This is a genomic window from Streptomyces lasiicapitis (genome assembly GCF_014646335.1).
In the GTDB taxonomy this organism is placed as follows: Bacteria; Actinomycetota; Actinomycetes; order Streptomycetales; family Streptomycetaceae; genus Streptomyces; species Streptomyces lasiicapitis.
In genome coordinates this window covers 47617-73821 of sequence record NZ_BMNG01000016.1, presented here as the reverse complement: position 1 = coordinate 73821, position 26205 = coordinate 47617, and the positions used below count along the sequence as shown (strand labels likewise).

At 70.2% G+C, this 26205-nt stretch carries 24 protein-coding genes and 2 pseudogenes; 15 read left to right on the top strand and 11 right to left on the bottom strand.

What is annotated here, in order from left to right:
- Nucleotides 1–26 precede the first annotated feature (26 nt).
- The 5 genes from IEY91_RS32070 to IEY91_RS32045 all read right to left on the bottom strand — a co-directional run bounded on the left by IEY91_RS32070 (nt 27) and on the right by IEY91_RS32045 (nt 7143).
- A complete protein-coding gene (locus tag IEY91_RS32070) occupies nt 27–2981 on the bottom strand; it encodes an amino acid adenylation domain-containing protein (protein ID WP_229697364.1) in 2955 nt (984 codons plus the stop codon).
- Nucleotides 2981–4003, bottom strand: a complete 1023-nt coding sequence (locus IEY91_RS32060; protein WP_189176676.1) for a 3-oxoacyl-ACP synthase — start codon at nt 4001–4003, stop codon at nt 2981–2983. Before IEY91_RS32060 ends, IEY91_RS32070 begins: the two co-directional genes overlap by 1 nt.
- The gene (locus IEY91_RS32055) at nt 4000–5151 is read right to left on the bottom strand and encodes an acyl-CoA dehydrogenase family protein (protein ID WP_229697363.1); all 1152 of its coding nucleotides are present in this window, start codon (nt 5149–5151) and stop codon (nt 4000–4002) included. The genes IEY91_RS32060 and IEY91_RS32055 overlap by 4 nt, the downstream gene beginning before the upstream one ends.
- The gene (locus IEY91_RS32050; protein ID WP_189176675.1) at nt 5148–5453 is read right to left on the bottom strand and encodes an acyl carrier protein; all 306 of its coding nucleotides are present in this window, start codon (nt 5451–5453) and stop codon (nt 5148–5150) included. Before IEY91_RS32050 ends, IEY91_RS32055 begins: the two co-directional genes overlap by 4 nt.
- A gap of 331 nt (nt 5454–5784) precedes the next feature.
- Complete coding sequence (locus IEY91_RS32045; protein ID WP_164327223.1) at nt 5785–7143, bottom strand: cytochrome P450; 1359 nt, start codon at nt 7141–7143, stop codon at nt 5785–5787.
- 559 nt (nt 7144–7702) lie between these two features.
- Between IEY91_RS32045 and IEY91_RS32040 the strand changes: the two genes are divergently transcribed.
- From IEY91_RS32040 to IEY91_RS32005, 8 genes and pseudogenes are all read left to right on the top strand, one after another.
- Nucleotides 7703–8446 (top strand): helix-turn-helix transcriptional regulator, encoded by a 744-nt coding sequence (locus IEY91_RS32040; protein ID WP_189176674.1) that lies wholly within the window; start codon nt 7703–7705, stop codon nt 8444–8446.
- Nucleotides 8447–8697: 251 nt separating this feature from the next.
- Nucleotides 8698–9417 (top strand): TauD/TfdA family dioxygenase, encoded by a 720-nt coding sequence (locus IEY91_RS32035; protein ID WP_229697362.1) that lies wholly within the window; start codon nt 8698–8700, stop codon nt 9415–9417.
- Nucleotides 9414–10739, top strand: coding sequence for a KamA family radical SAM protein (locus IEY91_RS32030; protein ID WP_229697361.1), 1326 nt, complete (start codon nt 9414–9416; stop codon nt 10737–10739). The genes IEY91_RS32035 and IEY91_RS32030 overlap by 4 nt, the downstream gene beginning before the upstream one ends.
- Nucleotides 10625–11761: an EamA family transporter gene (locus IEY91_RS32025; RefSeq protein WP_306309934.1), complete on the top strand. Its 1137-nt coding sequence runs from the start codon at nt 10625–10627 to the stop codon at nt 11759–11761. Before IEY91_RS32030 ends, IEY91_RS32025 begins: the two co-directional genes overlap by 115 nt.
- A 3-nt stretch (nt 11762–11764) precedes the next feature.
- Nucleotides 11765–12769 (top strand): diiron oxygenase, encoded by a 1005-nt coding sequence (locus IEY91_RS32020; RefSeq protein WP_189176671.1) that lies wholly within the window; start codon nt 11765–11767, stop codon nt 12767–12769.
- An 84-nt stretch (nt 12770–12853) separates the two neighbouring features.
- Nucleotides 12854–13981, top strand: a complete 1128-nt coding sequence (locus tag IEY91_RS32015; protein ID WP_189176670.1) for an Ldh family oxidoreductase — start codon at nt 12854–12856, stop codon at nt 13979–13981.
- Nucleotides 13978–14910 (top strand): branched-chain amino acid transaminase, encoded by a 933-nt coding sequence (locus tag IEY91_RS32010; protein WP_189176669.1) that lies wholly within the window; start codon nt 13978–13980, stop codon nt 14908–14910. Before IEY91_RS32015 ends, IEY91_RS32010 begins: the two co-directional genes overlap by 4 nt.
- Nucleotides 14911–14963: 53 nt before the next feature.
- A pseudogene (locus tag IEY91_RS32005) lies at nt 14964–15206 on the top strand (transposase); the annotation flags it as partial.
- A gap of 98 nt (nt 15207–15304) precedes the next feature.
- Here the strand turns inward: IEY91_RS32005 and IEY91_RS32000 are convergent.
- Nucleotides 15305–15934 (bottom strand): class I SAM-dependent methyltransferase, encoded by a 630-nt coding sequence (locus tag IEY91_RS32000; RefSeq protein ID WP_189176668.1) that lies wholly within the window; start codon nt 15932–15934, stop codon nt 15305–15307.
- 36 nt (nt 15935–15970) lie between these two features.
- On the opposite strand from IEY91_RS32000, the pseudogene IEY91_RS31995 reads away from it, so the two are divergent.
- Nucleotides 15971–16882: pseudogene (locus IEY91_RS31995) on the top strand (IS5 family transposase).
- A gap of 194 nt (nt 16883–17076) precedes the next feature.
- Here the strand turns inward: IEY91_RS31995 and IEY91_RS31990 are convergent.
- The 5 genes from IEY91_RS31990 to IEY91_RS42090 all read right to left on the bottom strand — a co-directional run bounded on the left by IEY91_RS31990 (nt 17077) and on the right by IEY91_RS42090 (nt 21706).
- Nucleotides 17077–18432 carry an NsdA family TPR-like regulatory protein gene (locus IEY91_RS31990; protein ID WP_189176773.1) on the bottom strand — a complete coding sequence of 452 codons (1356 nt, stop codon included), beginning with the start codon at nt 18430–18432 and terminating at the stop codon, nt 17077–17079.
- A gap of 1265 nt (nt 18433–19697) precedes the next feature.
- The gene (locus tag IEY91_RS31985) at nt 19698–20582 is read right to left on the bottom strand and encodes a S1 family peptidase (protein ID WP_189176666.1); all 885 of its coding nucleotides are present in this window, start codon (nt 20580–20582) and stop codon (nt 19698–19700) included.
- Nucleotides 20583–20589: 7 nt separating this feature from the next.
- Nucleotides 20590–20889 (bottom strand): CU044_2847 family protein, encoded by a 300-nt coding sequence (locus tag IEY91_RS31980; protein WP_189176665.1) that lies wholly within the window; start codon nt 20887–20889, stop codon nt 20590–20592.
- A 410-nt stretch (nt 20890–21299) separates the two neighbouring features.
- Complete coding sequence (locus IEY91_RS42095) at nt 21300–21506, bottom strand: LexA family protein (protein ID WP_229697360.1); 207 nt, start codon at nt 21504–21506, stop codon at nt 21300–21302.
- On the bottom strand, nt 21503–21706 hold the full coding sequence (locus IEY91_RS42090; RefSeq protein ID WP_229697359.1) for a hypothetical protein: 204 nt from the start codon (nt 21704–21706) through the stop codon (nt 21503–21505). Before IEY91_RS42090 ends, IEY91_RS42095 begins: the two co-directional genes overlap by 4 nt.
- A 224-nt stretch (nt 21707–21930) precedes the next feature.
- Between IEY91_RS42090 and IEY91_RS31970 the strand changes: the two genes are divergently transcribed.
- From IEY91_RS31970 to IEY91_RS31945, 6 genes are all read left to right on the top strand, one after another.
- Entirely contained in the window at nt 21931–22536 is a 606-nt protein-coding gene (locus IEY91_RS31970) for a dihydrofolate reductase family protein (RefSeq protein ID WP_164329010.1), read from the top strand.
- 411 nt (nt 22537–22947) lie between these two features.
- Nucleotides 22948–23406: a hypothetical protein gene (locus tag IEY91_RS31965; RefSeq protein ID WP_164327233.1), complete on the top strand. Its 459-nt coding sequence runs from the start codon at nt 22948–22950 to the stop codon at nt 23404–23406.
- Between the two features lie 124 nt (nt 23407–23530).
- The gene (locus tag IEY91_RS31960; RefSeq protein WP_229697358.1) at nt 23531–23722 is read left to right on the top strand and encodes a toxin-antitoxin system HicB family antitoxin; all 192 of its coding nucleotides are present in this window, start codon (nt 23531–23533) and stop codon (nt 23720–23722) included.
- Nucleotides 23719–24015 (top strand): type II toxin-antitoxin system PemK/MazF family toxin, encoded by a 297-nt coding sequence (locus tag IEY91_RS31955; protein ID WP_164327235.1) that lies wholly within the window; start codon nt 23719–23721, stop codon nt 24013–24015. The genes IEY91_RS31960 and IEY91_RS31955 overlap by 4 nt, the downstream gene beginning before the upstream one ends.
- A gap of 148 nt (nt 24016–24163) precedes the next feature.
- Nucleotides 24164–24739 (top strand): hypothetical protein, encoded by a 576-nt coding sequence (locus tag IEY91_RS31950; RefSeq protein ID WP_189176663.1) that lies wholly within the window; start codon nt 24164–24166, stop codon nt 24737–24739.
- A gap of 388 nt (nt 24740–25127) precedes the next feature.
- Nucleotides 25128–26108 carry an alpha/beta hydrolase gene (locus IEY91_RS31945; protein WP_189176662.1) on the top strand — a complete coding sequence of 327 codons (981 nt, stop codon included), beginning with the start codon at nt 25128–25130 and terminating at the stop codon, nt 26106–26108.
- Nucleotides 26109–26205 lie beyond the last annotated feature (97 nt).

Sequence of the window (26205 nt, the reverse complement as noted above, 5' to 3'; positions counted from 1 at the left end):
TCTGCGGTTCGTTCGTTCCGCTCCGCTCATACGTCCCTCCCCGTGGGCACGGCCGGGCCCGGCGCCCGCGTGGCGGCGTCGTCCGGCGCGGCAGTGCTGGCGATGAGCTCGGCGTGCGCCGCGACCGTCCGGCTGTCGAAGAGCTGGCCCAGCTGGACGGCGCCGGGCCAGCGCACTTGGTACGACGCGTGCAGCGCGAGCACTTGGAGCGACGTGGCGCCGAGGTCGAAGAAGCTGTCCCGCGCGTCGAAGTCGCCGTGGCCGAGGACGGCTGCCCAGCACGTCGCGACCTCGCGTTGCGCGTCGGTCGTCCACCGGTCGGTGTCGAGCGCCACGGCTTCGGCCGTCGGCGCGCGGAGTCGGCGCAGTGCCTCCTCGTCCGCCTTGCCGTTGGGGGTGAGCGGAATGGAGTCCACCGCCACGAACCGTCCGGGTACGGCCTGGGGGACGAGCCGGCGCGCGCAGAATTCCCGCAACTCCCGTGTGCCGAGCGATGATTGCCGCCCACCGTCGGGGGCCGGGGCAGCCTGCACCCAGTAGGCGGTCAGCGTGGTGACTTCCGCGTCATCCACACCTGGGAGTGCCTCCCTGGTGTCGACGACGACGGCCTGCCCGACCCCTGGGTGGCTCTCCAGGACGGCCGCGGCGGCAAGCCGCTCGACGCGGACCCCGCCGATCTTGACCTGGCCGTCGGTGCGGCCGAGGAACTCGTAGTGCCCCTGGGTGTTGAGCCGCGCCAGGTCACCGGTGCGGTACAGCCGCTGCCCGGGCGTGAAGGGGTTGGCGACGAACCGCAGCGCGGTCGTCGTCGGGCGCGCGGCGTAGCCGAGGGCGAGCTGTGCGCCGCCCAGGTACAGCTCGCCGACATCGCCCGTCGGCACGGGTTGGAGCCGGTCGTCCAAGAGGTACGCGGTGGAGCCCGCCGTGATCGCTCCCATGGGCACCACACCTTCCGGGGTGCCGCTGACGTCGTGGGCGGTGACCGCCACCGTCGCCTCCGTCGGCCCGTACTCGTTGCCGAGTCGCGTGCGCGGCAGCGCGGCGCGGTGACGCTGGACCAGCGCGGGCGCGGTGGCCTCACCGGCCAGGACGAGGAGCCGCAGATGGCGGTCGGCGCCGTCGAGGTGCTCGAGCAGCTGCCGGTAGAAGGACGGTGTGGTCAGGCACTGCTGGGCCTCGTGGGCACGCAGCAGTGCCGCCACCCGCTCCGCGGAGGGGAGTTCGTCCGCGTCGGGGAGCACGGCGGTGCCGCCCGTGCACAGCGCGTGGAACGTGAACATCAGCGACCCGTCGAAGGCCAGCCGCAGCGCGGAGAAGGCCGTGAGCCCCGGTTCGTAGGGGCGCGAGGCGATCAGGGAGGCGAGCCCTCCGCGGCTGATCATCACGTTCTTGGGCGGGCCGGTCGTGCCGGAGGTGGAGATGAGGTACGCGGGGGAGTGGGGGGACGGAATGGCGTACGACGGGGCGTCGGGCGACTGGGCGGGTATTGCCGCACCGGCGGCATCGGTCGCCGTCCGCGCATCGGGTGCCACGTCCAGGTCGATGAGCCGCGGTGCCGCCCCGTCGACGGCCACCGCCGCGCGTACCTTCCCAGGCGGGGTCGCGGCGTCCCCGCCGTGGAAGACGACCGCCGCACAGCCGGTGTCGCCGACGACCGCACGCAAGTGCGCGACGGGATGCCCCGGGTCGGCGACGCACCAGGCCGCCCCCGTGCGCAGGGCCGCGACCATGCCGACGACGAGCGAGAGCCGTTGCCGGGCGTGGAGCACCACGACATCCCCGGGACGCACTCCAGAGACCCGCAGTCGGCGAGCCAATGCTGCGCTCTCCAGGTCGAGTTGACGGTATGTCACGGACTCCGCGCCGACAGCCGCGGCGGTCCGCTCGGGCACCCGCTGGAACTGCCGCGAGATCAGGTCAAGGACGTCGGGCGGCGCGTCCGCCCCGGCGGGTGCCGCCGAGTCGTCGATGAGCGTGACGTGCCGCGCGGACGGTCCCTGCTCATCGGGCGCGACGAGGACCACGGGCTCCGGCCCCGCATCGAGTACCTGGAAGCCGGAGAAACGCAGCGTCACGAGCATGACGCGATTGACCGGAGTGGCCACGAACTCGGCGAGCGGGCGCAGCCCCGCAGCCCGTGCCCGGGCGTTGACGTGCTGGATGAACAGGGTGCCCACGCCCCGGGACATCACCCGGCAGGACATGAGCAGCAGCCTCAGCACGCTGTCGCCGCCGCGCCGGTGGGAGACGGAGAGCCCGATGGTGCCGTAGTCGCCGAAGCGGTCCCGCAGCGAGGCCACGAGGATCTCGTGGTCGGGGGAGGCGATCAGCTCGCGCAGTTCCTCCATCCCGTACACTAGGCCGGTGCTGTTCAACTGGTGGGTGCGTACGGTCAGTTCGTGGGCCCGCGCCAGGTCCTCAGGGGTGGCCCTCCAGACGCGCATCTCCAGGCCGAGCCAGGTCAGGAACTCCTCGCGGGTGCCGTCGAACGTGTCCTCGCTCTCCTTCCGTGCGCGTTCCGTGCGGTAGAGGGCGGCACGGTCCGCGGATTCCGCGGTGGTGACGGCGGGGGTGAACTCGGGCCGCTCCGGCAGCCCAGCCATGTCCTCGGGGGTGTAGACGCGGACCTGCGGCAGGGCGTGCTGGACCTCGGCCCGCTCCAGGGGGTCGTTGTCGATGAAGGCGAGCGAGTCGACGCCGATGTTCAGCTCCCGCGCGATCCGCCGTACGGACTCGGACTTGTCGCCCCAGCCCACGCACACCGCGGCGAACCGGTCGAGGAGGCCGTGGGCCCGCAGGTGGGTCGCGGCTGTTGCGTGGTCGCCGCGGCTGGCGACGGCGTGCAGGATGCCGCGCCGGTCCAGTTCGGTCAGGGCGCGCAGGGCTTCGGGGCGCGGGGTGACGGTGTCGTTCTCCAGGATCACGCCGTCCCACATGGTGTCGTCCAGGTCCCACACCAGGCACTTCACCGGTGAGGTCATCAGGGTCTCTCCGTTCCCGGTGTCGGGGTCGCGGCGTGCGCGGTGCGGCGTACCAGCCAGCTGCTCCAGGCGGCCACGGGGCTGCTGTTCATCACGAGGGCGTGGGCGCCGCGGGCGAGGGCGGGCGCGGCGTCGGCCATGTTGAGCAGGACGTCCACGGGGCCCAGGTGCCCGTAGCGGGCGAGGTTGCGCCCACAGACCGGGTCGATGGGGACGTCGAGGGCCTCCTGCCAGAAGCCGAAGGCGCCGCCGGACAGGTTCTGCATCAGGTGGGTCGTGATGTCGTCGCCGGTCAGGCCGTTGCGGCGGAGCAGGTCTTCGTTGAGGGCAAGGAACTCCTTGCGGCTGCGCACTGCGAGACGGAAGGTGTAGTCCGGCTCGTTGGCGCACCGCTCCGTCCAGTCGCGTTCCGGCACGTCGCGGTAGTCGATGCGGAACAGGTCGGCGAAGGCCCCGTCCGTACGCAAGGACTGGTCGACCAGTTCGAAGGGGCCCGGCGCTTCAGAGGTGGTCAGGAGCACGGCGGCGGCGCCGTCTCCGACGATGGTCATCGGCGGGCGGTAGCGGGTGGGCGCGGCGGCCTTGGAGGTGGCGACGACCAGGACGCGGCGGAAGCCGGGCATGCCGCGCAGGAGCGCGGTGCCGAGGCTGAACGCCGCCGACACCGAGACGCACCCCAGGTCGCCGACGCCGGAGACCAGCGCCCGGTGGGCGCCGATGGCGTGCTGGACGCGGGTCGCCTCCGAGGCCATCAAGTACTGCGGTGCGCGGCCCTGGACGAGCAGCAGTGCGTCCAACTCGGCGGCCTCGGTGTCGGTCGTGCGCAGAGTCGCCTCGGCGGCCCGTATCGCGAGGTCGGACTCGGTGAGGCCGTCGGCGGCGCGCACCTCGTCGATGCCGAGGGCGCGGGCGTGCCCGCGCTGGGCGGCAGGGAGCCCGTCCGTCAGGCGGTCGAGGGACTTGACGGTGTCGGGGAACCAGGTGCCGACGTGGCCGACGGACACCGGCGGGGTGGCGGTCACCGCTGCCCGTCCCTGACATGCGGGGCGTACTGCGAGATGACCCGATCGCCGATCGCGAGCTCCGCGACCTCGTCCGCGCCCTCGATGATCTGCATGATCTTGGCATCCCGGAAGAAGCGTCCGGCCCGGCCGTTGGTGGTGCAGCCCGCCGCGCCGAGGAGCTGGACGGTGTCGCGGCTGACCGCGGCGGCGGCGGTGGCGGCCGCGTATTTGGCCATGATGGTCGCGGTGATGGCCTGTCGGTCCTTCGACTCCCGCAGGGCGGCGGCCCGTTCGCACAGGGAGCGGGCTCCTTCGGCGCGTACGTGGGCACGGCCGAGGGCGGCGCGTACGGTGGCATGCCCGGACAGCGGGGTGTCGCCCTGCCTGCGCCGGGCGACGTGTCCGGCGGCCTCGGCCAGACAGCCCTCGGCCATGCCGACACACCCCCAGGCGACCGTGTGGCGCCCGTGGTCGAGGGCGGTGCCGACGGTGTGGGTGAGCCCGAATCCGGGCGGGCCGATGACATGGTCCGCCGGGACGCGGACGTCGTCGAAGCCGATGTGGGCGAGGCGGGCGCCGCGCAGTCCGAGCGCGTCCGTCACCGGTTCCCGGCGCACCCCGGGGGCATCGGCCGGTACGAGGACCGTGGTCAGCCCGCCCGGCGCGCGGCCGAGGACCAGCAGGACGTCGGCGTCCTGGCCGAAGGTGACCCACACCTTGTGGCCGCTGACCCGGACCTCACCGTCGCGGGGTTCGATGCGGGTGGCGACGGCCGCGAGTTCGGTCCCCGCGCCGGGTTCGGTGGCGGCGAAGCCCGCGAGCACGTCTCCCGAGGCGAGGCGTGGCAGCCAGCTCTGCCGCTGTGCGGCGGTACCCCATCGGTGCACGGCCGCGTTGACCATGCCGCTGACGGTGAGCAGGGCGCGTAACGAGGAGCAGACCGCGCCGAGTTGAGCGGTCGCCTGCCCCACTGCACGGGCGCCGGCACCGCCACCTCCGTACGCGACGGGAACGTCCAGACCGAGAAGCCCGGCCTTCGCGGCTTCGCCGATGACGTCCCGGGGCAGGCCAGTTCCGGCATCCCACGCGGACGCCTCGGCTGTCGCTCTCGCGAGCAGTGTCGAGAGGTCGGGCGAGAGGTCGGGTCCGCTGTCGATCACCGTCACTTCGACACCGCTTCGGTGACGGGCGACGGCTGCTCCCCACGCTTGCGCCGTACGTACTCGGCGATGCGGCGAATGGTGCGGAAGTTGTCGAGATCGAGGTCCTCGACTTCGACGGAAACGCCATAGGCCTGTTCGACGTGGACCACGATTTCCAGCGCCCTCAGCGAGTTGATGAGGCCGCGGTCGAAGAAGTCGTCGCCTGGTTCGATGGTGGAGCCAGTGAGCGACTCGAGGTGATCTCGCAACTCATCAATGAGATCATCGTGCACAGCGTCATGCAAAGAATGTGCCTGCTTGGTCATGCCGCGTTCAATTCCTTTCGCGACGGTCACCGCAACGGCCTCGACGGCGCGAAGTCCCGGTGGCCGCTACCGCATCCCGCCGTATCCATGCTGTTCACGGTGGGATGCACGGGCGTTCGGTCAAACTGCGTGCAGGATTCACGTGCAACGCGGCGAGTCTGACACAGGGCTCGTTCATGCGTCCAGAGATCCAATGGATCTCCTTGTGTGATTCAGGTGAAAGGGAAGGTGTGCAGCTCAAAGGCGTGACGGAACATGAACCTCCCCTTTCACTTGACAGAAATGTGCAGAGATTTGCCAGGGTCGGGACTGTGAAAGGAATGCGAAGCGGCTAGGCCGACGTCGGCTTCAGACGGGCGGGTAGACGCTCATAGCCGCGAAGTATGCGGGTGCCGCGGCGACGGGCTCCTGCCGTGAGGTCGAGCCGGGGAAAGCGCTCGTACAGAGTGCGCAGCCCGACCTCCCCTTCCATGCGGGCGAGGGCCGCGCCGAGGCAGTAGTGGCGGCCGGTGGAGAAGGACAGATGGTCCTTGGCGTTGGTCCTGGTGATGTCGAAGCGGTGCGGCTCGGCGAACACCGAGGCGTCGCGGTTCGCTCCGGCGAGCAGCAGGGCGACGGTAGTTCCTTGGGGGATGGCGCGTCCGGCGACGGTGGTGTCGCGGGCGGCGGTCCGTCCCGTGCGGAACAGCGGCGGGTCGAACCGCAGCATCTCGTCCACGGCGTTCGGCCACAGAGTGGGGTCGTCGCCGAGCGCGGCACGCTGGTCGGGATGACGGTGCAGCAGCCCGATGCCGTTGCCGAGCAGATTCACCGTGGTCTCGAAGCCCGCGCCGAGCACCAGCCCCGCGGTGGACCGGAGTTCGATGTCCGTCAGGCCGCTGCCGTCGTCGTCACGGGCGGCGACCAGCTGACTGAGGAGGTTGTCACCGGGCTCGCGGCGGACCCGCTCAATGTGGTGGGCCAGCCAGCGGTCGAAGCCGATCAGTGAGCGTTCGACAGCACGGAACCGGCGCCGGGGCAGCCCGTAGTCGAGGCTGGGAGCGAGGGACGTGCCGAAGGCCCGCAGCCGCTGCCGCTCGGAGTTCGGGACACCGAGGATCTCGGCGATCACGGTGACGGGCAGCAGGCTGCAGTACGAGGCGACCAGGTCCACTGGTGCTGCACCGGGCTCGCCGCGCTGGAGGTCGCCCAGCAGCCCATCGGCGATCTTCTCGGTGCGGGTGCGTAGTTGCTGCACGGCCTGAGCGGAGAAGACGCGGGTCACGAGCTTGCGGTAGCGGGTGTGTTCGGGTGGCTCGGTGACCAGCAGGGACGGCGGTCTCAGCGGTCCCATCGGCGCGTTCGCGGCGGACCAGGCGGCGAGGCGCGCGAGCGGGCTCGTTCGGTCGCGGATGATTCTCGTGCGGAAGTCGTTGCTGCTGAGCACTTGCCTGACGACGGCGTGGGAGGCCGTGACGTAGCCGTACCGGCCCTGAGGCACGGGGCCTTGGTCGCGGATGCGGTCCATCAGGTGGTGGAGCCGCCTGTCGCCCGCACCCGTGGGGTCGGGGGTGCTGGACTGGGCCACGAATTGACTGTGGAGCTCGTCTCTTCGTGCCGCTCCGGCGATGGCGATACGGGGCAGGGCGTGCCCGAGAGTCCAGCGAACCTGCTGGGCGAGCCACTGCGATCCCTGTGCGGTTGTGCTCATGCGGTCTTCGTCTCCGATCCTTGCGTGGATGAGTGCGTTCTGCGTGCGCCCCTCGCGGGTGGTTGCCATGTGTGGACCGGTCGTCGGTACGTCGTCGGCGCATCATGGGTACGTTGCCGAGGCCTGTTGGTCCGCCGTCGGCGCGTCGCCGCGCGTGAGTCCTCACGGTCCGCTCGACGAGCGCGAGTGACTTCGGCCTTCGGAGCAGCATGCCCCGTACGGTGTTCGAAAATCCACGCTTCTTCGATCACTGGCCCGTCGACATGCCCCCGACCGCACGGGAGTTGGAGGGCCCGTTTCGAGGGCGCCGCTCGCGCCGGGGCCCGGATACTGACGCAAATCCCCCGCCCCGTCCCCCATGCCCGCGGCCGACAATGGCGGCAGTCGGACACGGGGACGCTGACTGGGGGGTCCGATGAGGTACACGTGCTGCCCTGACGGAACGTGGGAGCGGGCCGCAGCTCGGCCGGCGCCCGCCCTCAGGCCCGGTGTCCTTGGCTACCGCGGATTCCGGTTCGACCTGAGGCGGCCCCGGCGGCGGCTCGAACTGCCGGACTTCATGACGACGTTGGTGATCCTGTTCGGGCAGAAGCTGAAGGTGTACGACCCCGTGGGCGCGCGTCAGGCCGCCAAGTCCACGTACACGTCCGTGTTCGCCGGGATGCAGTCGCGCGCCCGGCTCGGCGAACACGACGGCCGGCTGAGCGGGGTGGAGATCGTGATCGCCCCCTGGGCGGCGTACACGCTCTTCCGTACGCCCATGAACGCGCTGGCCAACCAACTGGTGGAGCCCGCCGACCTGCTGGGCCCCCGGTTCCAGTGCCTCGACGAACGCCTGGAGGCCTGCCCCGACTGGGCCACGCGGTTCGCGCTGCTGGACTCCACGCTCACCCAGTGGCACCTCGACGGGCCGCGCGGCTCGGCGCGCGTGCTGTGGGCGTGGCAGCGGCTCAACAACACCGCCGGGAGGATCCCTGTCCATGCCCTGGCCCGCGAATGCGGCTGGAGCGAACGGCACCTGGAGCGGCGCTTCGAGCAGCAGCTCGGCCTGCTGCCCAAGACCGCCGGGCGGGTCCTGCGCCTGCGCGGCGCCGTCGGGCTGTTGGCGCAGGGGCACAACGGCGCCTCGGCCGCCTCCCTGTCCGGCTACTCCGACCAGGGCCATCTGAGCCGGGAGTTCAAGAACATGACGGGCTGGACCCTCTCCCGCTTCGCCCGCACGCGTGCCCTGGAGCATTCCGGTCCCGCCGAGGTGGACCGCGGCGAACGGCGGCCCACGAGCCTGGTCCTGCCCGAGGACTGACACCGGCGGGCACGTCGGCGTGAGTCGTCGCGCCGGGCCGGGAGCGGCGTGTGCGATTGCCGGACAACCACTGCGGGATATCGGATTTGAGCCATCCCGCAGCGAGGTCGGATTTCTTCAATACGCTCCCGGACCCCTTTGCGAGGCTGCCTCGCACGGCCGGTACGGACAGACGGAAACAGTCGGACAGGCGGCACGGGACGCCGCCGGGAACGGACCGGCACAGGACCAACGGGGGAACACTCATGCCCATGCCACGCGCCGAGGGCGTGCGGGCCGTGCTGGAGGCCGACGGCTACGCCGTCGTGGACCGCCTGGCCGGACAGCGGCAGGCCATCGAACTCATGCAGGACATCGGCCGGTTCGTACCGCAGTACACCGGCACGGTGGAACACGAGGTCGTCTACCGCCCCGGCAACGACGACCGCGCCTACTCCCAGAGCCGCAACACCATCCGCGCCCACACCGAGGCCCCGGGCTGGGACCCGAGCCCGCGCCATCTCGCCCTGTACTGCCACCGGCAGGCGCGCTGCGGCGGCGGCCACACCGACCTGCTCGACCTCAAGGTCCTGGAGAAACTGCTCAGCCCCGCCGAGCACACCCTGCTGACCGGCCCCCCGCTCGCCTTCCCCGGACCGGGAGGCGGCGCGCGCACCGGCGCGCCCGTGACCGTGCCGATGCTGTACGAGGAGGACGACGGCCGGCCGGTGCTCAGGTTCAGCTACAACCTGCTGACCGCCGCCGACTACGACGCGGCCCTGGACGCGGCACCGGCGCCCGAGCACCTGCCGCTCGGGCAGGCGGGCGCGGACCTCGCCCGGCATGTGGGCGAGCTGTTCGACCAATACCGCACGCTGATCCTGATCCCCGACGGCCACCTGCTCGTCTGGGACAACCAGCGGATGCTGCACGCCCGTTCGGAGTACCGCGACGAGGGCCGCCACCTGACGCGCTACTGGATCGCCGCGTGAACGGCTCCGGGACCCGCACGGTGACCGGCCGCAGGCTCGCGGCCCTGGTGCGCGAGCGGTGCGCGGACCCCGGCCTCGCCCGCGACGTCGAAGTGGTCAGCCAGGTGCTGCCGTTCAAGGTCAGCGGCCATGTCATCGACCACCTGGTGGACTGGAAGAGCGCCCCCGACGACCCGCTGTACCGGCTGCTCTTCCCACACCGCGACATGATCGACCCGGCGCACTTCCGGGCCGTGGAGCGCGCGCTGGGGGACCCGGTCGCGCTGCGCGGCGCCGTCGCCGCCGTACGCGACGCCCTCAATCCGCACCCCGGCGAACAGCTCACCCGCAACATCCCGCGCCACGACGACGGCGACCAGGTCGAGGGAGTGCAGCACAAGTACGCCCAGACCGCCCTTGTCTTCCCCCGGCACGGCCAGACCTGCCACGCCTACTGCTCGTACTGCTTCCGTTGGGCGCAGTTCGTCGGCGATCCGGGCCTGCGCATCGCCGACGACGGGCCGCGGCGCGTCACCGACTATCTGCGGCGCCACCCCGAGGTCAGCGACGTCCTGTTCACCGGCGGCGACCCGCTGGTGATGCGCACCGAACTCCTGCAACCGTACGTCGAGGCCCTGCTGCGGCCGGGACTCGAACACATCACGACGGTACGGATCGGCACCAAGGCGCTCTCCTTCCATCCCGCGCGCCTGGTCACCGACCCCGACGCCGGGCCGCTACTGCGGTTGCTGGAGCGCCTTGCGCGGGCGGGGCGGCACGTCGCCGTCATGGTGCACGTCTCGCACCCGCGGGAGCTGGAGCCGGACCTGACCCGGCTCGCCGTCTCCGCGCTGCGCTCGACGGGCGCCGAACTGCGTTCGCAGGCGCCGGTCGTACGGCACGTCAACGACGACCCGGCCGTGTGGGCGGACTCCTGGCGCGCCCAGATCGCCCTCGGCATCCACCCCTACTACCTGTTCATGGAGCGGGACACGGGTGCGCGCCGCTACTTCGGGCTGCCGATCCAGCGTGCGTACGAGATCCACCGCAGCGCGACGACGCGTCTCTCGGGTCTGGGGCGCACCGCGCGCGGCCCGGTGATGTCCACGACCGAGGGCAAGGTGACGGTGGACGGGCCGACCCGGCTGCCCGGCGGCGAGTGGGCGTTCGCACTGCGCTTCCTCCAGGCCCGGGACGCGGATCTGGTCGGGCGGCCGTTCCACGCCCGGTGGGACCCGCAGGCGCAGTGGTGGTCCGAACTGGCGCCGTTCGCCGACCACGACCGGCCGTTCCTCGCGGGGGCCGCCCCGGGCGTGCCCGTACGGCAAGGGGGCCCGCGCTGAAGACCGACCTCGGGCCGAGCACGGCCCCGGCCACGGGTGTCGCGCTCGCGGTGGTGTCCGCCTGCACCTTCGGCACCGTCGGTCCTGCCACCAAGGTCCTGGACTCGGCGGGCCTCTCGGCGATGGAGATCGCCCAGGCCCGGCTGACGATCGCGGCGGTGCTGCTCCTGGCGTTCGTCGCGCTCACCCGGCCCCGCGCGCTGGTCGCGGCGGCCCGGGAGGCCTACGGCGTCATCGCGGTGCTCGGGATCTTCTCCTTCGCCACCCTGCAGACGCTGTGCGGGGTGGCTGTCGCCCGCATTCCCGTCGGCGTCTTCGTGGTGCTGCAGTTCCTGTCCCCAGTCATCGTCGTTGCGTGGCTGCGCTGCGTGCGGCGCGTCCCGCAGCCCCGGCAGGTCTGGACGGGCACCGCCGTGGTGCTCGTGGGGCTGCTGCTCGTGGGTGAGGTGTGGTCGCGGCTGCGCCTCGACGTGATCGGGGTGCTCGCCGCCCTGGGCACCGCGGCCGCGCTGTCGGTGCGCTTCCTGGTCGCCGGGCGGGCACTGGCCCGCCACGATCCGGTGACCGTGGCCGCCCTCGGTATCGCGATCGGCGCGCTCGCGCTGAACGTCGTCTCTCCCGTCACCGCGTTCCCCTACGGCACCCTCGGGGACACGGTCCGCTACGAGACGGTGTCCGCCCCCGTCTGGGCGGTCGTGCTGTGGGCCGCGTTCGTGGCGACGTTGGTGGCGTATCTCAGCGGTATCGCGGCGCAGCAGTTCCTGGCGCCGTCGGCGGCGAGCCTGTTCGCGACGCTGGAGGTGGTGGCCGGGGCGGGGGCCGCGTACCTCTTCCTGCGCGAGACGCTGACGCCCGTGCAGTGCGTGGGCGTCGCCACCGTCCTGACCGGTGTGGGGCTCGCCCAGCGGTCCATGCGTACGTCTCCTCGCCCGCGGGCGTCCGGGGCACGGCCTGTGGACGTCCCGCACGGCAAGCCGAGCCGCACGGCGGGGGAACCCCAACGGAGCCCGAGAGGAACCTGAACGATGGACGAACGGTTCGTCAGCAACTTCGAGGAAGACGCCTTCGGCTCCGAGGTGTTCGGTGCCGTCGACAACCCGGTCATCCACCGCCTGGCCGCCAACTGGAGGCGCAGGGCCACCGTCAAGCGCGACGACTCCGCCCTGCTCGACCTGTTCGACCCCGCACTGCCGGACTACCCCGAGGAGATCGTCCCCTTCGCCGACCACCCGGTCTATTGCCAACTGCTGCCGCAGCAGCGCGAGTCCATCCTCACCTGGGCGATGATCGCCCTGAACCGGAACACCGAGTACTCCGAGACCCATGTCGTCAACCCGGCCTTCGGGCTGATCCTGCGCGGTGAGTTCCCCGGGCTGTGGGGGGAGGCGCTGGAGGTCTCACTGATGCAGGCCATGGTGGACGAGCAGTACCACATCCTCATGCACCGGATGGCCAGCGACGTGACCCGCGCACGGCGCGGCGCGCAGTACCGAGAAAAGGAACTCCCGCTGCCCTACGTCCCTGTGACGCACCGTCAACTCACTGACCGGGCCTCGGAGCGCTGGCAGCGCAGCCTGCTCACGCTCGCGTTCTCCACCACCACCGAACTGTCCATCGGCGCCTATCTCGAACTGGTCGCGGGCGCCGAAGGGGTGCAGCCGATGAACGTGGCGCTGTCGCGGCTGCACCGCCACGACGAGGTGTGCCACGGCTCGATCAGCGGTGAACTGCTCAAGGTGCTCTACCCCCAACTCACCGACGAACAGCAGCGGTTCCTGCTCGACGCGCTGTGCCAGGCGCTGGGGGCCTACTCCGCGAACGACTACCGCGCATGGGAGGCGATCATGCGCCTGGTCGGGGTCGAGGGCGGAGCGGAGATGCTCCAGGACTGCCGGTCGGCGGGGCGCACGGCACTGTTGCGGGACTACAGCGGGTTGCATCAGGTGCTTGCCGAGCTCGATGTCCTGGACCGGATCGACTTCGACTGGTCCAGCGTGAAGGTGTCGGGCGAGCTGCCGTACGTCCTGTAGTCGGCCTGTAATCCGCCCGTCCAGTCCGCGGGTCCTGTCGCACGTCCTGCCGTGCGTCCATGGAGGAGGGGGAGCCCTGTGCCAATGCCGAAGCCAGCGCCGAAGTCAGTGTCGAATTCGGGGCCCAGGACGGAGGGCCCGGGCGCGCGCACGTACCGCGTCGACGCGGACACGGCGCGCGGGATCGCGGTATGCGCCCTTGGCGAGCGCGGAGTGGACGACGAGGCGTGCGCGATCGTTGCCGACGCGCTCGTGGAGACGTCGATGCGCGGGATCGACACGCACGGGCTGCGGCTGCTGCCCGGCTATCTGGACGACCTCGCGCGCGGGATCGCCAACGCCGCGCCGCGGATCGAGGTGGTCAGGGAGAGCGGTCCGACGGCTCTGCTCGACGCCGACGCGGCGCTGGGGGTGGTCGCCGGCGCGGTGGGAGCCCGGGAGGCGGTGCGGCGGGCCGCGGAGTTCGGGGTCGGGGTCGTCGTGGTGCGCAACTCCAACCACTTCGCGGCCGCTTCGATCCACAGCCGTGCCATGTCCCGGGCCGGGATGGCCGGCTGGGCGATGACGTCCGCTTCCTCGCGCGTGGCGCCGTACAACGGCCGTGATCCGCTGTTCGGCACGAATCCGCTCAGTGTCGCGGCGGGCACGGGCGACCACGAGTTCGTCCTCGACATGGCCACCAGCCAGGTGTGCCTGGGCCAGGTCCGGGAGCGGGGGCGCCGCGGCCTGCCGCTCGAAGCGGGCTGGGCGGCGGACGGTCAGGGCCGCGGCGTCCTGGACGCCGCCGAGGTCGCGGCGCTGTCGCCGGTCGGCCCCGGGTACAAGGGGCAGGGCCTGGGGATGGCCGTGACACTGCTGACCGCCGCGCTCGCCGACGCGCCGCTCGACTGGGAGCTCGACCACATGGAACGCGCGCGAACCGGCGGCCGCCGGGTGGCGCACTTCCTCCTCTGCCTGGACCCCGCCTTCTTCGGCGGCCGCGGCGCCTTCGACGGGCGGCTGCACGACCTCGTCGAGACGACCCGGGCGGCCCCGGCGGCGGAGGCGTCCGCCGTGCTGTGCCCCGGCGACCCGGAGTGCCGCAGCGCACGCGAGGCCGCCCGGCTCGGCATCCGGCTGGACACCGACACGGCACGGGCGCTGTACGCGCTCGCCCGCCGCCATGGCATCGACGCCCCCACCCTGCGGCCCACCACGAGGAGCACCCCATGACCGTGCTGACCCCGGCCGAGTACATCTGGATGGACGGCCGCCTCGTCGCCTGGCAGGACGCCCAAGTGCACGTCCTGACCCAGTCCCTGCACTACGGCTGGGCGGTGTACGAGGGAATCCGCGCGCACGAGACGGCGGACGGCACCCTCGCCGTGTTCCGGCTGCGCGACCACCTCGCGCGGCTCACCCGCTCCGCCCGCGTCTACCGCATGGACATCCCCTACACCGAGGACGAGTTGGCCGCCGCGACGACCGACCTGATCGCCGCGGGCGGACACGGCCCCCGCTACGTCCGCCCCCTGGTCTACCTCGGCTACGGCAGCATGGGCGTGGCCCTCGACCTGTCCGCCGTGCGCGTGGCCCTCGCGTCCTGGGAGTGGGAGGAGCAGGCTGCCCGCAACTGGCGCCTGATGACGAGCAGTTGGCGCCGCACCCACCAGGACACGATCCCGCCCCTGGCGAAGGCCACGGGCGCCTATCTCAACTCCTCGCTCGCCAAGCTGGCCGCCGTACGGGCGGGCTACGACGACGCGCTCCTGCTGACGGACGCCGGTCACCTCTCCGAGAGCTCCGCCGCGAACGTCTTCCTCGTACGATCCGGCGTGCTGCACACGCCTCCGGTGCACGAGGGCATCCTGCCCGGCATCACGCGCGCCACGGTGCTCGAACTCGCCCGCGCGGCGGGCATCCCCGTCCAGGAGCGCCCCCTGTCCCACGCCGAGGCGTACACCTGCGACGAGCTGTTCCTCACGGGCACCGCGATCGGCATCGTCCCCGTCGAGTCCCTGGACGACCGCCCCACCGCACTGCCCGCGCCCGGACCGGTCACCACCGCGTTGCGCGAGGCGTACCGGGACGCGGTGGCCGGGAAGAACACGCCGTCGGCGGACTGGCTTACTTCGGTACGAGTTCCGCGGGCCGAGGGCTAGGGCCTGTCCGATGGGTCGCGTGACCGGCCTGGATCCTGATCGTTCCGGTCGAGGTGGGGCGCGGTGACTTGACGGACAAGGAATGGGCCCGGCTGCGGCCTCACCTGCCGAAGAACGTGGGACGCGGAGGGCGCTGGAAGAACCACCGTCAGGTGATCAACGGGATCCTGTTCCGTCAACGGACCGGTATCCCATGGCGGGATCTACCGGCACGGTTCGGAAAGTGGCAGACGGCATACAACAGGCATCGCCGCTGGTCAGCAGACGGAAAATGGGACAGAGTCCTGCGAGCGGTCTAGGGCCTGTCTGACACTTCCCGTCGGATCAGCGAGCGTCCGCCGAGCCGGCAGTCCGGAGGCGCTCCGACCGTCCGGCGGGTATTGCCAGGCAGGACCTACGAACGGCGGGCCAGCAGGTGGGCGTCGAGGAAGCCCCGTTCGGAGGCCGGATCGTGGAGCAGTCGGGCGAAGGGAACGAGCCCGGCATCGGCCAGCAGTTCGGCGAGGCGGTCCGCCGGCCAGCTGTAGGCAGGCGCCACCTTGTGGTCGAACCGGACCGGCTCCGGTCCGTCGGTCCCGAAGAAGGAGACCAGGAGCAGGCCACCCGGCGCCAGGACGCGTACCTGCTCGGCGAGCAGCTCCGGCAGTTCCCCCGGAGGGGTGTGGATCATCGAGTAGTGGGCCAGTACGCCGCCGAGCACGCCGTCCTCGATCGGCAGGGACTCCATCCGCGCCTCCTGGAAGCGCAGCGCCGGATGGGCCCGCTGGGCGTGGTCGACCATGCCGGGGGAGAGGTCGAGTCCGAAGGCGTCCAGGCCCAGTTCGTGCAGCATGGCCGTCAGATGTCCGGGCCCGCACCCGACGTCAGCTGCCCGCAGGTTGCCCGTCGCGCGCACCAGTTCGGCGAAGGTGCCGATCATGGCTCGGGCAAACGGTTGTGTCTCCAGCCGGTCTGCGAACAGCGATGCGTACAGCTCGACGACTCCGTCGTAGGCCGCCCTGGTCTCGTCCTGATGATTCGCCACAGGCAGGACTCTATAGCCGGTCTGATAATTGACCTTGTGGCAGGTCGAGGTGAGGTGACGGACGTGGCGTGGGAGCGGATTGAGCCCCTGTTGCCCCAGGCGGACGGGCGTGGCCGTCCATGGCGTGATCATCGGCAGATGGTTAATGGTGTGCTGTGGCGGCTGCGGACCGGGGCTCCTTGGCGCGACCTGCCCGAGCGGTACGGGCCGTGGCAGACCGTCTACGAGCGGTTCGCCCGCTGGGAGGCGGACGGCACCTGGGCAAGGCTGTTGGAGCAGGTCCAGGTCCGTGACGACGCGGTGGGCCGGGTCGAGTGGACCGTCGCCGTCGACTCCACGATCAACCGGGCCCATCAGCACGCTGTCGGCGCACGCAAAAGGGGGCCGCAGGCAGGGACGAACTGGAAGATCCGGGCCATTCGCAGACACGTCAGGCCCTCGGCCGCTCCCGCGGCGGACTGACCACCAAGGTCCACCTCGCCGTCGATGGCCGGGGCCTGCCATTGTCGATCGTGCTCACGCCCGGCAATGCCAACGACGCCACCGCGTTCGCCCAGACCCTCGACGAGATCCGCATCCCACGCATCGCCACGGGCCGCCCGCGCACGACGCCGACGCGGGTGCTGGGCGACAAGGCCTATTCCAGCCGAGCGATCCGCCACCTGCTGCGGCGCCGGGGCATCGCTGCCACGATTCCCGAACGCCGCGACCAGGTTGCCAACCGCCGCCGACGCGGCAACCTCGGCGGCCGCCCACCCGCCTTCGACAAGGAGATCTACCGCGACCGCAACGCGGTCGAACGATGCTTCGCCCGTCTCAAGCAGTTCCGTGCGATCGCCACCAGGTTCGACAAGCTCGCCACCCGTTACCGTGCCGGAGTCGTCCTGGCCTCGCTGATCCTCTGGCTTCGCGAACCAACCAGGTGATCATTTGTCAGACAGGTCCTAGCGCTGCGCGCCCGTTTGAGCGGGCAAATGCGCTGGTAGCGGGGCGGTGCGGATGCTCGACGTGGGTGCTGAGCCGTGATGTGGGCGTGGCAGGATACGTCTGTTTCGGACCCGGAGGGCGGTCACTTGCGGCAATCCCAGCCGCAGCCGCACGAACGTGAGCAGCGCCAAGCGTCTGCTCCCCTCTACCCGGGATCATCCAGCCGACGCGCGCCTGTAATACGCACGTACATCCGCTGTGCCACGGAACGGCTCGAGGCGCCGTTCGAAGTCCTTGATGTACTCAATCACCCGGATCGACCTCATCCCTGCCGTCTGTCCGGCTGCCTCGGCAGCCAGCTGGCAGGCTTGGTCGAGTTCACCGAGGCCGAGGCGGGCAGTGGCAAGGACGACCTTGCAGAGCAGGCTGCTGCGAGCGTAAGCGGGGGCGCGCAGTTGCAGGGACCGTTCGGCGTGCCCGGCGGCAGCCCGGAACTGCAGGAGGTCGCGGTGGCAGTGAGCGAAGTCGTCCAAGAGCTGCGCCTCGTCGAAGAAGCGTGCCCAGCGGGGGATCTCATCGCCGGGCCGGGCGGTCGCAAACGCCCGGTCGGCGTGCGTGAGGGAAGCGGTGCAGGCTCGAACCTCGCCCAGCAACGCGTGCCCGCGCGCCTCCGCTGCGTAAAGCAGCGTTTGGACGATGGGCGGGACGTTGGTACCGACCCCCTGCTGCGCCACGCGCGCGAGCTGTACCGCTTCCCGCCCGTGCCCGAGGTAGACGGCCTGTTGGCTCATGGTGACGAGGACGTAGGCACCGTATGCCCGGTCCCCGGCCGCCTGTGCGAGGCGCAAGGCCTGCACGAAGTAGCGCTGGGCGATTCCGTGCGCGGCGATGTCGTAGGACGTCCAGCCCGCGAGCCTGGTGAGGTCGGAGGCCGCCGCAAAGAGGCGGCGACCTGTCTCCTCGTCATACGTGCCACGCAGCAATGGCTCCAGCTGGTGCGCGAGGTAAGTGATCAGTGCCTGCCGCGCGTGGCCGCCGCCATAAGCCTCGTCCAGCGTGCGAAAGAGGTCGCTCACCGAGCGCAAGGCAGAGATGTCGCCCGGAAGGACTTGAGTTGGCCCCTTTCCGCCATACCAAGCTCGCGGCTGCGTGTGGGGATCTTGCGCGACTCGTTCATCGGCCCGCCCGATAATCCAGTCGCGGGCAGGCACCACTAGTCCCGACGGGGTGAAGGCCACTTTGCGGAGCTCGACGAGATCGCCGGAGTCTCTTCGCCACAGACAACTGACGATGTCGACGGCCTCCTGTTGGGTGGTCGCGTACTCCAAGCCCGCATACACCGTGATCGGATCAAGGCCGAGATCTGTCGCTGACACTCTGCGTCCGAGTCGGCGGGCGAAGACCTCGGCGATCAGGGCCGGGGTGCTGCCGCGTGGTTGCTGACCACGCAGCCATCGGGTGACCGACGTCTCGTCGTACCTCAGATCAAGGCCGTGCTCCTGGCCGAGTTGGTCGATCCGGCGGGCCAGTCCGGCATGAGTGAATTCGGCCTCCGTGATGAAGGCAGCCAGGCGCCGGTTGAGCGCGGTGGCGGACGTCGGGGCTGGTGCCTCCGTTGTTGCAGAGGACTGGTGGGGCCGGGATGCCTTGGCGACGGCGGGGCTCGCGTACTCAGGTGCACTCAGCTGTTCCGTAACGGGAGGAGGATCGGCCTGCTGTGAGTGCACTTCCTCCTGCGCGGCGGCGACTTCAGTATTCACGGCTGCAACATCGCCCAACTCGCCGATGGCGAGTTGGGCCAAGTCTCGGGCGGCGGCCTCGGAGCTTCTGGTGCTTTCGCTGTCCCGGGGGGCCCGGGGGTTCCCCGCTGCACTGGCGTCCGGGAGCAGGGCCCCCGCCCGCTCGGCGGCCGCCGCCATCAGTTCCTTGGCGTCGTCGACGCGCTGCCGGGACCCGGAGCCGCTGGCGGCCTCGTACTCCGCTGCTGCGAGGGCGAGCGTCGCTGAGATCGCCTGCGGGTGTTCGGGACCCATCAGGGCCGACGCCTTTTGGGCCGCGATGGCAAGGACGTCCGTGGCCCGTTCCAGACGCTCGCAGTCGCCGGCCGCGCGTGCCGATGAGGATTCAGCGGAGGCCAGTGTGACGAGCGCGGAAAGGGATGTGGGGTGGTCGCTGCCGCGTTTGCGCACCAAGTCCCGGACGGAGGCGTCAAGTTCAGCCAGAAGGGTGTCAGCCCTGGTGTCCTCGCCCATCGCGCGGGCTGCGGCCGTGCTGACGGCCAGCGCGAGCAGTTGTACGTCGTGGTGGGACTCGGGGGCGGTTCCCGCGGTGAGGATGTCGAGTGCCTGGCGAGCTTGATCCGCCGCCGCCGGGATGTCGCCGAGCCGCAGGGCGACAGCGGCGGTATTGGCCAGGGTGTGCGCCCTGAGCGCCGTGGTCTCGGCGCCGGTGTCCGATGACGGTACGTCGTCCAGCAGGTGGGCCGCCGCGGTGAGTTGTCCACGGCATGCCAGAACGACGGCCAGTTGGTTGCGGCACGCGGCGTCGTGATCGACCCGCACAGAGTCCTGGAGGATCCCTGCGGCCAGGTCGTCGAGGAGGGACTGGACGGCGTCGTGGTGGCCGAGCGCATCCAGGAACGAGATGAGGATCGTGAGGTCGCGCGCCGCCGTGGCCGGACGGAGGGCGGAGGCGGAGTGGCGCAGCTGGGACAGATCGTCGAAGAGGCGGGCCTGGGCTTCGAGGTCGCCGCTGAGGGCGGCTCGCGCATGGGACAGCGCGCGGCGCCAGAGCCGCTGCGGGCGGTGCCGCCCTCGCGCGAGCCGGAGTTCACCCGTCACGGGGCACCGCCCTCGCCGAGCTCGGCCTGGATCTTCCGCTTTGCCACCATGAAGGTGAGCTCCGAGATCTGGGCCGGGTCCATGACGCCCTGCGCGGACCACTCCTGGATGGTTTCGAAGAGTTCGTCGGCCTTGGCGGCCATGGAGTTGACCAAGGGGTTGACCGTAGTGCCTCGGGCAGCCTGGGGCGATACGGCGCTCGCGACGGCGGACTCCGCGTCGAGGGGCGGCCGCAGCACGTCGACGAGGTGGGCGACGTCCAGGTAGTTGAAGCGACGCATCGCCTCCGCGATGGTGGCCGCGAAGAGGACGTTGGCCGCGCGGTCGGCCACGGTCCGGTCCGGTGCCTGCTCCAGGAGGATGCCGACGACCACCGCGTCCTGCTTGCTCCCGTTGTGCTCGGGGGCGGGGCCGTCGCAGGACGTCGTGTCCTCGACCGGGCCGCCGGAGTAGCCCGAGTAGTCACCCAGGAGCTGGTCCGCCGACAGCTGCAGCGCCTCGATGATGCCGCCGCCCTCGCACAGGTACGCGGCTGCCCTGGTGTCGATGCGTCCGCTGAGCTCCACGTCGTTGGCCGCGGGGCGGTACGGGCCCCGCCAGCGGCCGCCGATCCTGGCGGGCCCCGAGTTCGGGATCTGAGGGGCCGCACGCTGTGGCGACGTGATGCTGACGAGTGCCAGGTCCGCCTCCGCGTCAAGCCTGCTGACGTGGGCCGCGAGGCGGCGGCCGTCGGCGAGGACGACATCGACCCGCTCATCGATCTGCGCGAGACCGCGCAGACAGTGCAGTGCTGTGAGCACGAGCCAGTTGGTCAGCAGGAAGCCGCCGCCGAGCCGCTGTTCGGCCCGGTGCAGATCCACCCAGTACGGTCCGCAGGTCACGGGCGTCCTACGTCCGCTCCACGGTCAGGGTGACCTCGAAGGACGCCTCGGCGGAGGCTTTGGAGAGGATGACTCCGGCTTCGGCGGCGAGGGTGAGACCGAAGGTGACCTCCATGCTGGAGATCTGCCAGCCCTGGCGCGCGGGCACCTGGGCCAGTGACCCCTGCGCGATGGCCGACGCTTGCACAATGGCTTCCTCGAGCTCGGCGGCGCGGCCATTGAGCGGCGACGTCGTCCGCGTCCTGGTGGCAATCTGCCTGCTCCCGCCCGCGTCGAGGGCGACGGTCTCCACTCGGACGTGGCTCATAGCTCTTCCCGCTTCCCTCGTGGAGCCGGCGCGCCAACCGCACGCCGCCGCCCGCCGCACGACAAGTCTCGCCCGCACAGCAGGTGTTGGTGGCACACTGCCTGGCCCTGAAAGCGTATCGACGGGTGGGCGTGCGCGCGATGAATTCGGCGATGCCGCGGGCATGCCGGTGGTGTTTGCCGGAGGCGGCATACGCCTCTCACTCGTGAACGCGCCCCGGGCAGGACTCGAACCTGCGGCCAAGTCCTTAGAAGAGACTGCTCTTGTTTTGAGTGATCAACGCTGTGACCTGAGGCGGAGTGCTGGGCTCGGTAGTCGCTCTGATCAACGTCACCGCGTATTCACCGGAGGGCGTCATTCCGGGCTGCAACTGAGCCCACCTGGGCGGCCCCGCGGAACGGAGTCGACGCTCAGGCGAGCCGGTACGCCCGGGCGTCGACGCCAACACGAGCAATGGCCCCGAGCGCTTCGAGGCGCTTCAACTGGTAGTGCACGGCCGACTTGCTCTTCAGCCCCACCCTGGCCCCGATCTCTTCGAGGGTGGGGCACTCTCCCGTTTCGGCTATCGCATCTCTGACGCAGCGAAGGATCTGGACCTGGCGCTCAGTGAGACTCACTGCCCGGTCCCACCCGAGCGAGCACGCTGCCGCAGCTCGGCCCGCTTGGCAGGGCTCAGCGGATGCCGCGCCAGAGCCATGGAGAGCTTCAGCAATCGGCGGCGCAGCGCAGTGTGACCCGGCTGCTGGGCAAGCTGCGCGTAGGTCGCGCTCCACTCCCGCTGCATGCGTACTAGGTCGTCGGGAATCGAAGGTTCCATGCATTCGACTAGATCACATGTTCGATTTGTTAGACAAGGGGAGCACCAGGGCACCGGACACCTGTGTGTGACTGAGCGTTTCAGTTGGCCCCTGAGCGTTGTACCTGGCCCGGCTGAGCGTGACGGTGGGTCCGGCCCGTTTTCTCGTTACTCCACAGCGCAGCCGATGAGTTTGTGGCTCCCGGCCGGTCCAAGCTCGTGACACCCCAGGAAAGGACACCGCCATGTCGGAGCTTCTCGTCGACTTCATCACCTCCCTCGACGGCCACGCCTCGGGAGAGGGATGGCCCGGATTCTGGGGCCTGGAGGGCCCGGAGTACCTCGCCTGGCTCGGCGAGCAGCCCGAGGTCACCTACCTGATGGGAGCGAACACCTACCGTCTGATGTCGGGCTTTGCCGCGGGCGAGGTCCCAATGGGCCAAGACGAGTTCAGGCCCGAAGAAGAGGCGTCCGTGGACGAGCTCACGCAAGCGTCCAAGGTGGTGTTCTCCTCCTCACTCGAGGAGCCACTGACGTGGGCTAACTCCACGCTCGTCCGCGACGACGCCGTCGAGGCGGTCCGCGCCATGAAGTCGAGCGGCTCGGGGCTCCTCAGCACGATCGGCAGCCTCAGCCTGTGCCGGTCCCTGCTGCGAGCCGGGCTCGTCGACCGCTTCCGGGTCGTAATGTTCCCGGTGATCACCGGGGCCACGGGCGAAGAACGCATCTACGACGGCTATCCGGACGTTGCCCTCGAGATGACCGAGCACCGCACCTTCGACGGCCGCATCCAACTGGTCGAGTACAAGCCCCGCGTGCTCGAGCACCCGCCGCTCGGCGTCCCTGCGTGACGACGGCCCGTCCGCCGGTCTGGACGCCCGCCAGGCCGGCGCCGGCGGACGCGGAGCAAGACCCTGGCAGGGGGCGAACGGCCAACGCCAGGACGCCCGGCCCACCTGGTCCCGAGCCGTCACAGGTCGGCCCACGTACACCCTCCCAGGCCACAGTCTTCGCAAAGACCCACCTTCCGGATACGGGTGCGCCGCTGGACGCTTTCCCCGGGCAGAGCCTCGCGACCTGAGCGCTCTACATGGCCGATGGGGCCAACTGAAGCACTCAGTCACAGGTGTTCGGTGCCACTGTCCTGTGCCAGCGAAAGTCGAGCCACTGTGGTGCTGGCGGCTTCGGCCGCCCGTAGGCTCGGTTTGCTCTTGGGGCACGGTCGATTCTGCGCTTTGCTGAAGGTCGGCATAGGGGACGGGATGGCAGACGACACAGATGTCTTGCTTGAGCTGTGGAGGGGCCAGCGTGACGAGGCTCGCCAGATGGAGAATCAACGTGCGGCGCTCACCAGCGTCGTGATCGTGGTCGCTGCGGCCGGATTCGGTTTCCTGGCACAGCATGGGGGCCTGCGCACGTCCTCGCTCGGGGTGACGTTGCCGATGTTCGTCCTGGGAGCCTTCGGCGCTGTGGCTTGTGCCAAGTACGGAGAGCGTTGGGCTGTCCACTCCGGACTGGCTGACAGTTTGCGGCGTGAGGTCGGGCTTCGCCATCCAGGGCTGAACCTGTCTGACCTCATCGCAGACAACCGACACGAGCACTGGGCTGAGTTCCCGCGCATTTCGAGGGTGAAGATCTGGGTGCTCTGGGTCGGGATCCACCTGGGGATCTCATCTGGCGGGCTGGTCCTGAGCCTCTGGGCTCTGGTGTCCAACCGTTGAGCGGACGCCGCTCCGAAGGTCGGACTTCCCTACGTTGTTCTGCGGGACCACTCATTCCGCGCTCCGAAGCGGGAATCTTCGCCACCATCTGACGCCACCGAATTATGGTGGCTACTGTGGTTGCATGACTGTGATGACACTGCGCATCCCCGATGACCTTGATCCCTCGATCCGCGCGGAAGCCGAAGCGGCCGGCCTCTCGCTCAACGCCTACATCGTGCGCGCTGCTCGCCGACAGGCGGTACTCGACGGCGCGCAGCGGCTTGCCGCGCTCGGCCTCAGTGACGACCTGGCGGGCGAGAGCGACACCCTGTGAGGCGGGGCGAGATTTGGACGCTCGCCGATGGCCGAAGTGTTTTGGTCGTCTCGCTCGATGGCCTTGAGGAGGCGTTCGGGGCGGTCCTCGCGATCGTGCTGCATCCCTCGGGCCGGTATCCGGACACCGCCATGTCCGTGGTCATCGGGGACCCGCTGCCGTGCACTGCAGTCGCTGTGAATCTTCAGCAGCTTCGGGCGACCCGGTTCGACGGGGCCACGCACGTCGGGACAGTGGACTCTGAAGCGATGGCGCGCGTCGACGCGGCCTTGCGTGCCGTACTGGACCTTTAGTCGGCCGCTTTCGTCCGGCTGGGGTGACTCGATCAGGTCAGCAGCATGTGCGTTCCGGACGTTGTTCCACGCCTCCCGAGCAGGGCATTCGCGCGTTCGACAGTGTGGCAGATAGAGAACGCCAACTGACGCTGAACTGGGGGAACCTGTGATCGTCCGGCGATACGTAGACGCGGATGACGAGCTGGGCAAGCACCTCGCCCGCGTGCACAACATCTCTCTGGACCGGCCAGCGGAGAGCGATCTGAATGCGGGGCTCATTGCGCACATTGCTGCTGCCGCAGCCTGCGATGTCTCGTACAACCAAGCGGCGAACGGTCACCTCGTAGACCTCTTCGCAGCGCTTCCGTTGCCAGGCACACCGGAAGGGCGAGAGTTCTGGGACGCGCTGACGCTGGCTGGAGGTCAGGCCGTGTGGAACATCGTGCCTGGCAACGCGGGTGGTCCCTTCTTCGACTACCTGCTCAACGGGAATGAGGGTGGCATTGCCGGCCGAGTTCTCGGCTTCCTGGATGAACTCGACGACAAGCAGCGGGATGCGGTCGCCAAGGTGATCGGCGACGCTCTGGATCATCGCGTGTTCGTCGGTGGCGCTCGATACCTCGGGAAGCTGTGGTTGCAGGATGCCGAGACCACCGCCTGGCACGTCCTACTTGCCAGTGGCGTGTCGCAGGAAGGCGAGGAAGGTCGCCAACGATTTCTTGAAGCCTGGCGCAACGCATAGGTGCGTTCGGCAGCGCGAGTGGAGCCGCGGCCGGGTCAGGCTCGCTTCCAGGGCTCTCACGGCGTCCTCGGCATGGCGCAGGTGGAGGGTGCTGTTCGCGGCCTCCGTGTCACTGAAGCCCCGCCATCTTGAAGTCGCAGGTCATCGGGGTGGCATGGCGTCGTGCTGGGGTGCTCGTGCTGGTCGCGAGCGACAGTCTGTGTCCTTGATCGTCAGGCAGCGGCCAACGCCGGTCTGCTCGTTTCCAGTAGTTCTCCGATCCTCATGCCGCCGAGCGTACGGCGTCGCCTTCGGGCCTCCGTTTGACCTTCACATAAATGTGAGGGCCTGAGACTCGCAGGGCGGCCAGGACGCGGCCGCTGTGCATCTGCGACAAGGAGGACCTGCCATGGTCTCGATCGATGTTCCCGTCTTCTACCAGGAATGGGCCACTCGCAGCGGCGGTGTCATCGACGCTGCCGCCGGGGTAGGCCCCGACACTCTGGAGGACGCCCGGCTCGCCTACCGGACGTTCTTCCAGGACAGCTTTCCGGCACCGGACGGGGTCACCTTCGACTCCGTGGACGCGGACGGGGTGGCCGCCGAGTGCGCGACTCCCGCGGACGCCGTCCCCGGCCGGCACCTGGTCTATCTCCACGGTGGCGCCTACCTGGCGGGAGACCCGCAGGGCTACCGTGGCCTGGTCGGCGATCTCGCCCGACGCCTGCGCGCCCGCGTTCTGGTCCCGCACTACCGGCTCGCGCCCGAGGCGGTCTTCCCCGCCCCCATCGAGGACGCCGTCACCGCTTACCGCTGGCTGCTGGAAGAAGGCGCCGAACCGCACAACGTGGTGCTCGCCGGCGACTCCGCCGGTGGCGCGATGGCAGTCAGCGCCCTGGTCGCCGCCCGTGACCAGGGACTTCCGATGCCGGCCGCCTCGATCGCCATCTCCCCCTGGGCGAACCTCGAACACACCGGGGCCACGATGTTCACGCTGGACGGCGTGGACCCGTCCGTCAACCGTTCGGGGCTGAGCCGCGCCGCCGACATCGTCCTGGGCGGCGCCCCGCGGAACAACCCGCTGGCCTCGCCGGTCTTCGCCGACACCCGCGGACTGCCTCCGGTTCTGATCCAGACCGGCGCTCACGAGGTCATGCTCAGCGACGCGGTCAGGCTGGCCGCCAAGCTGGCCGAGGACTCCGTACCCCTGCGCCTGGATGTCGCGCCGGGGATGGGACACGTGTGGCATCTGCTCGCCGCTCACCTCCCTGCCGCGGACAAGGCGGTCGCCGACGCCGTCGCCTTCGCCGAGGAGCACCTTCCTGCCGCGGTCGCCGAGGAGATCGTCGAGGGCCTCGCCCGCCCTCAGCCATCCCGCCTCTCGATATAGAGAAGCCCCGCCATTTTGAAGTCGCAGGTCATCGGGGTGGCGTGATCTCCTGTCGGGATGCTCGTGCTGGTCGCGGGCGGCAGTCTTGGGCCAAGCC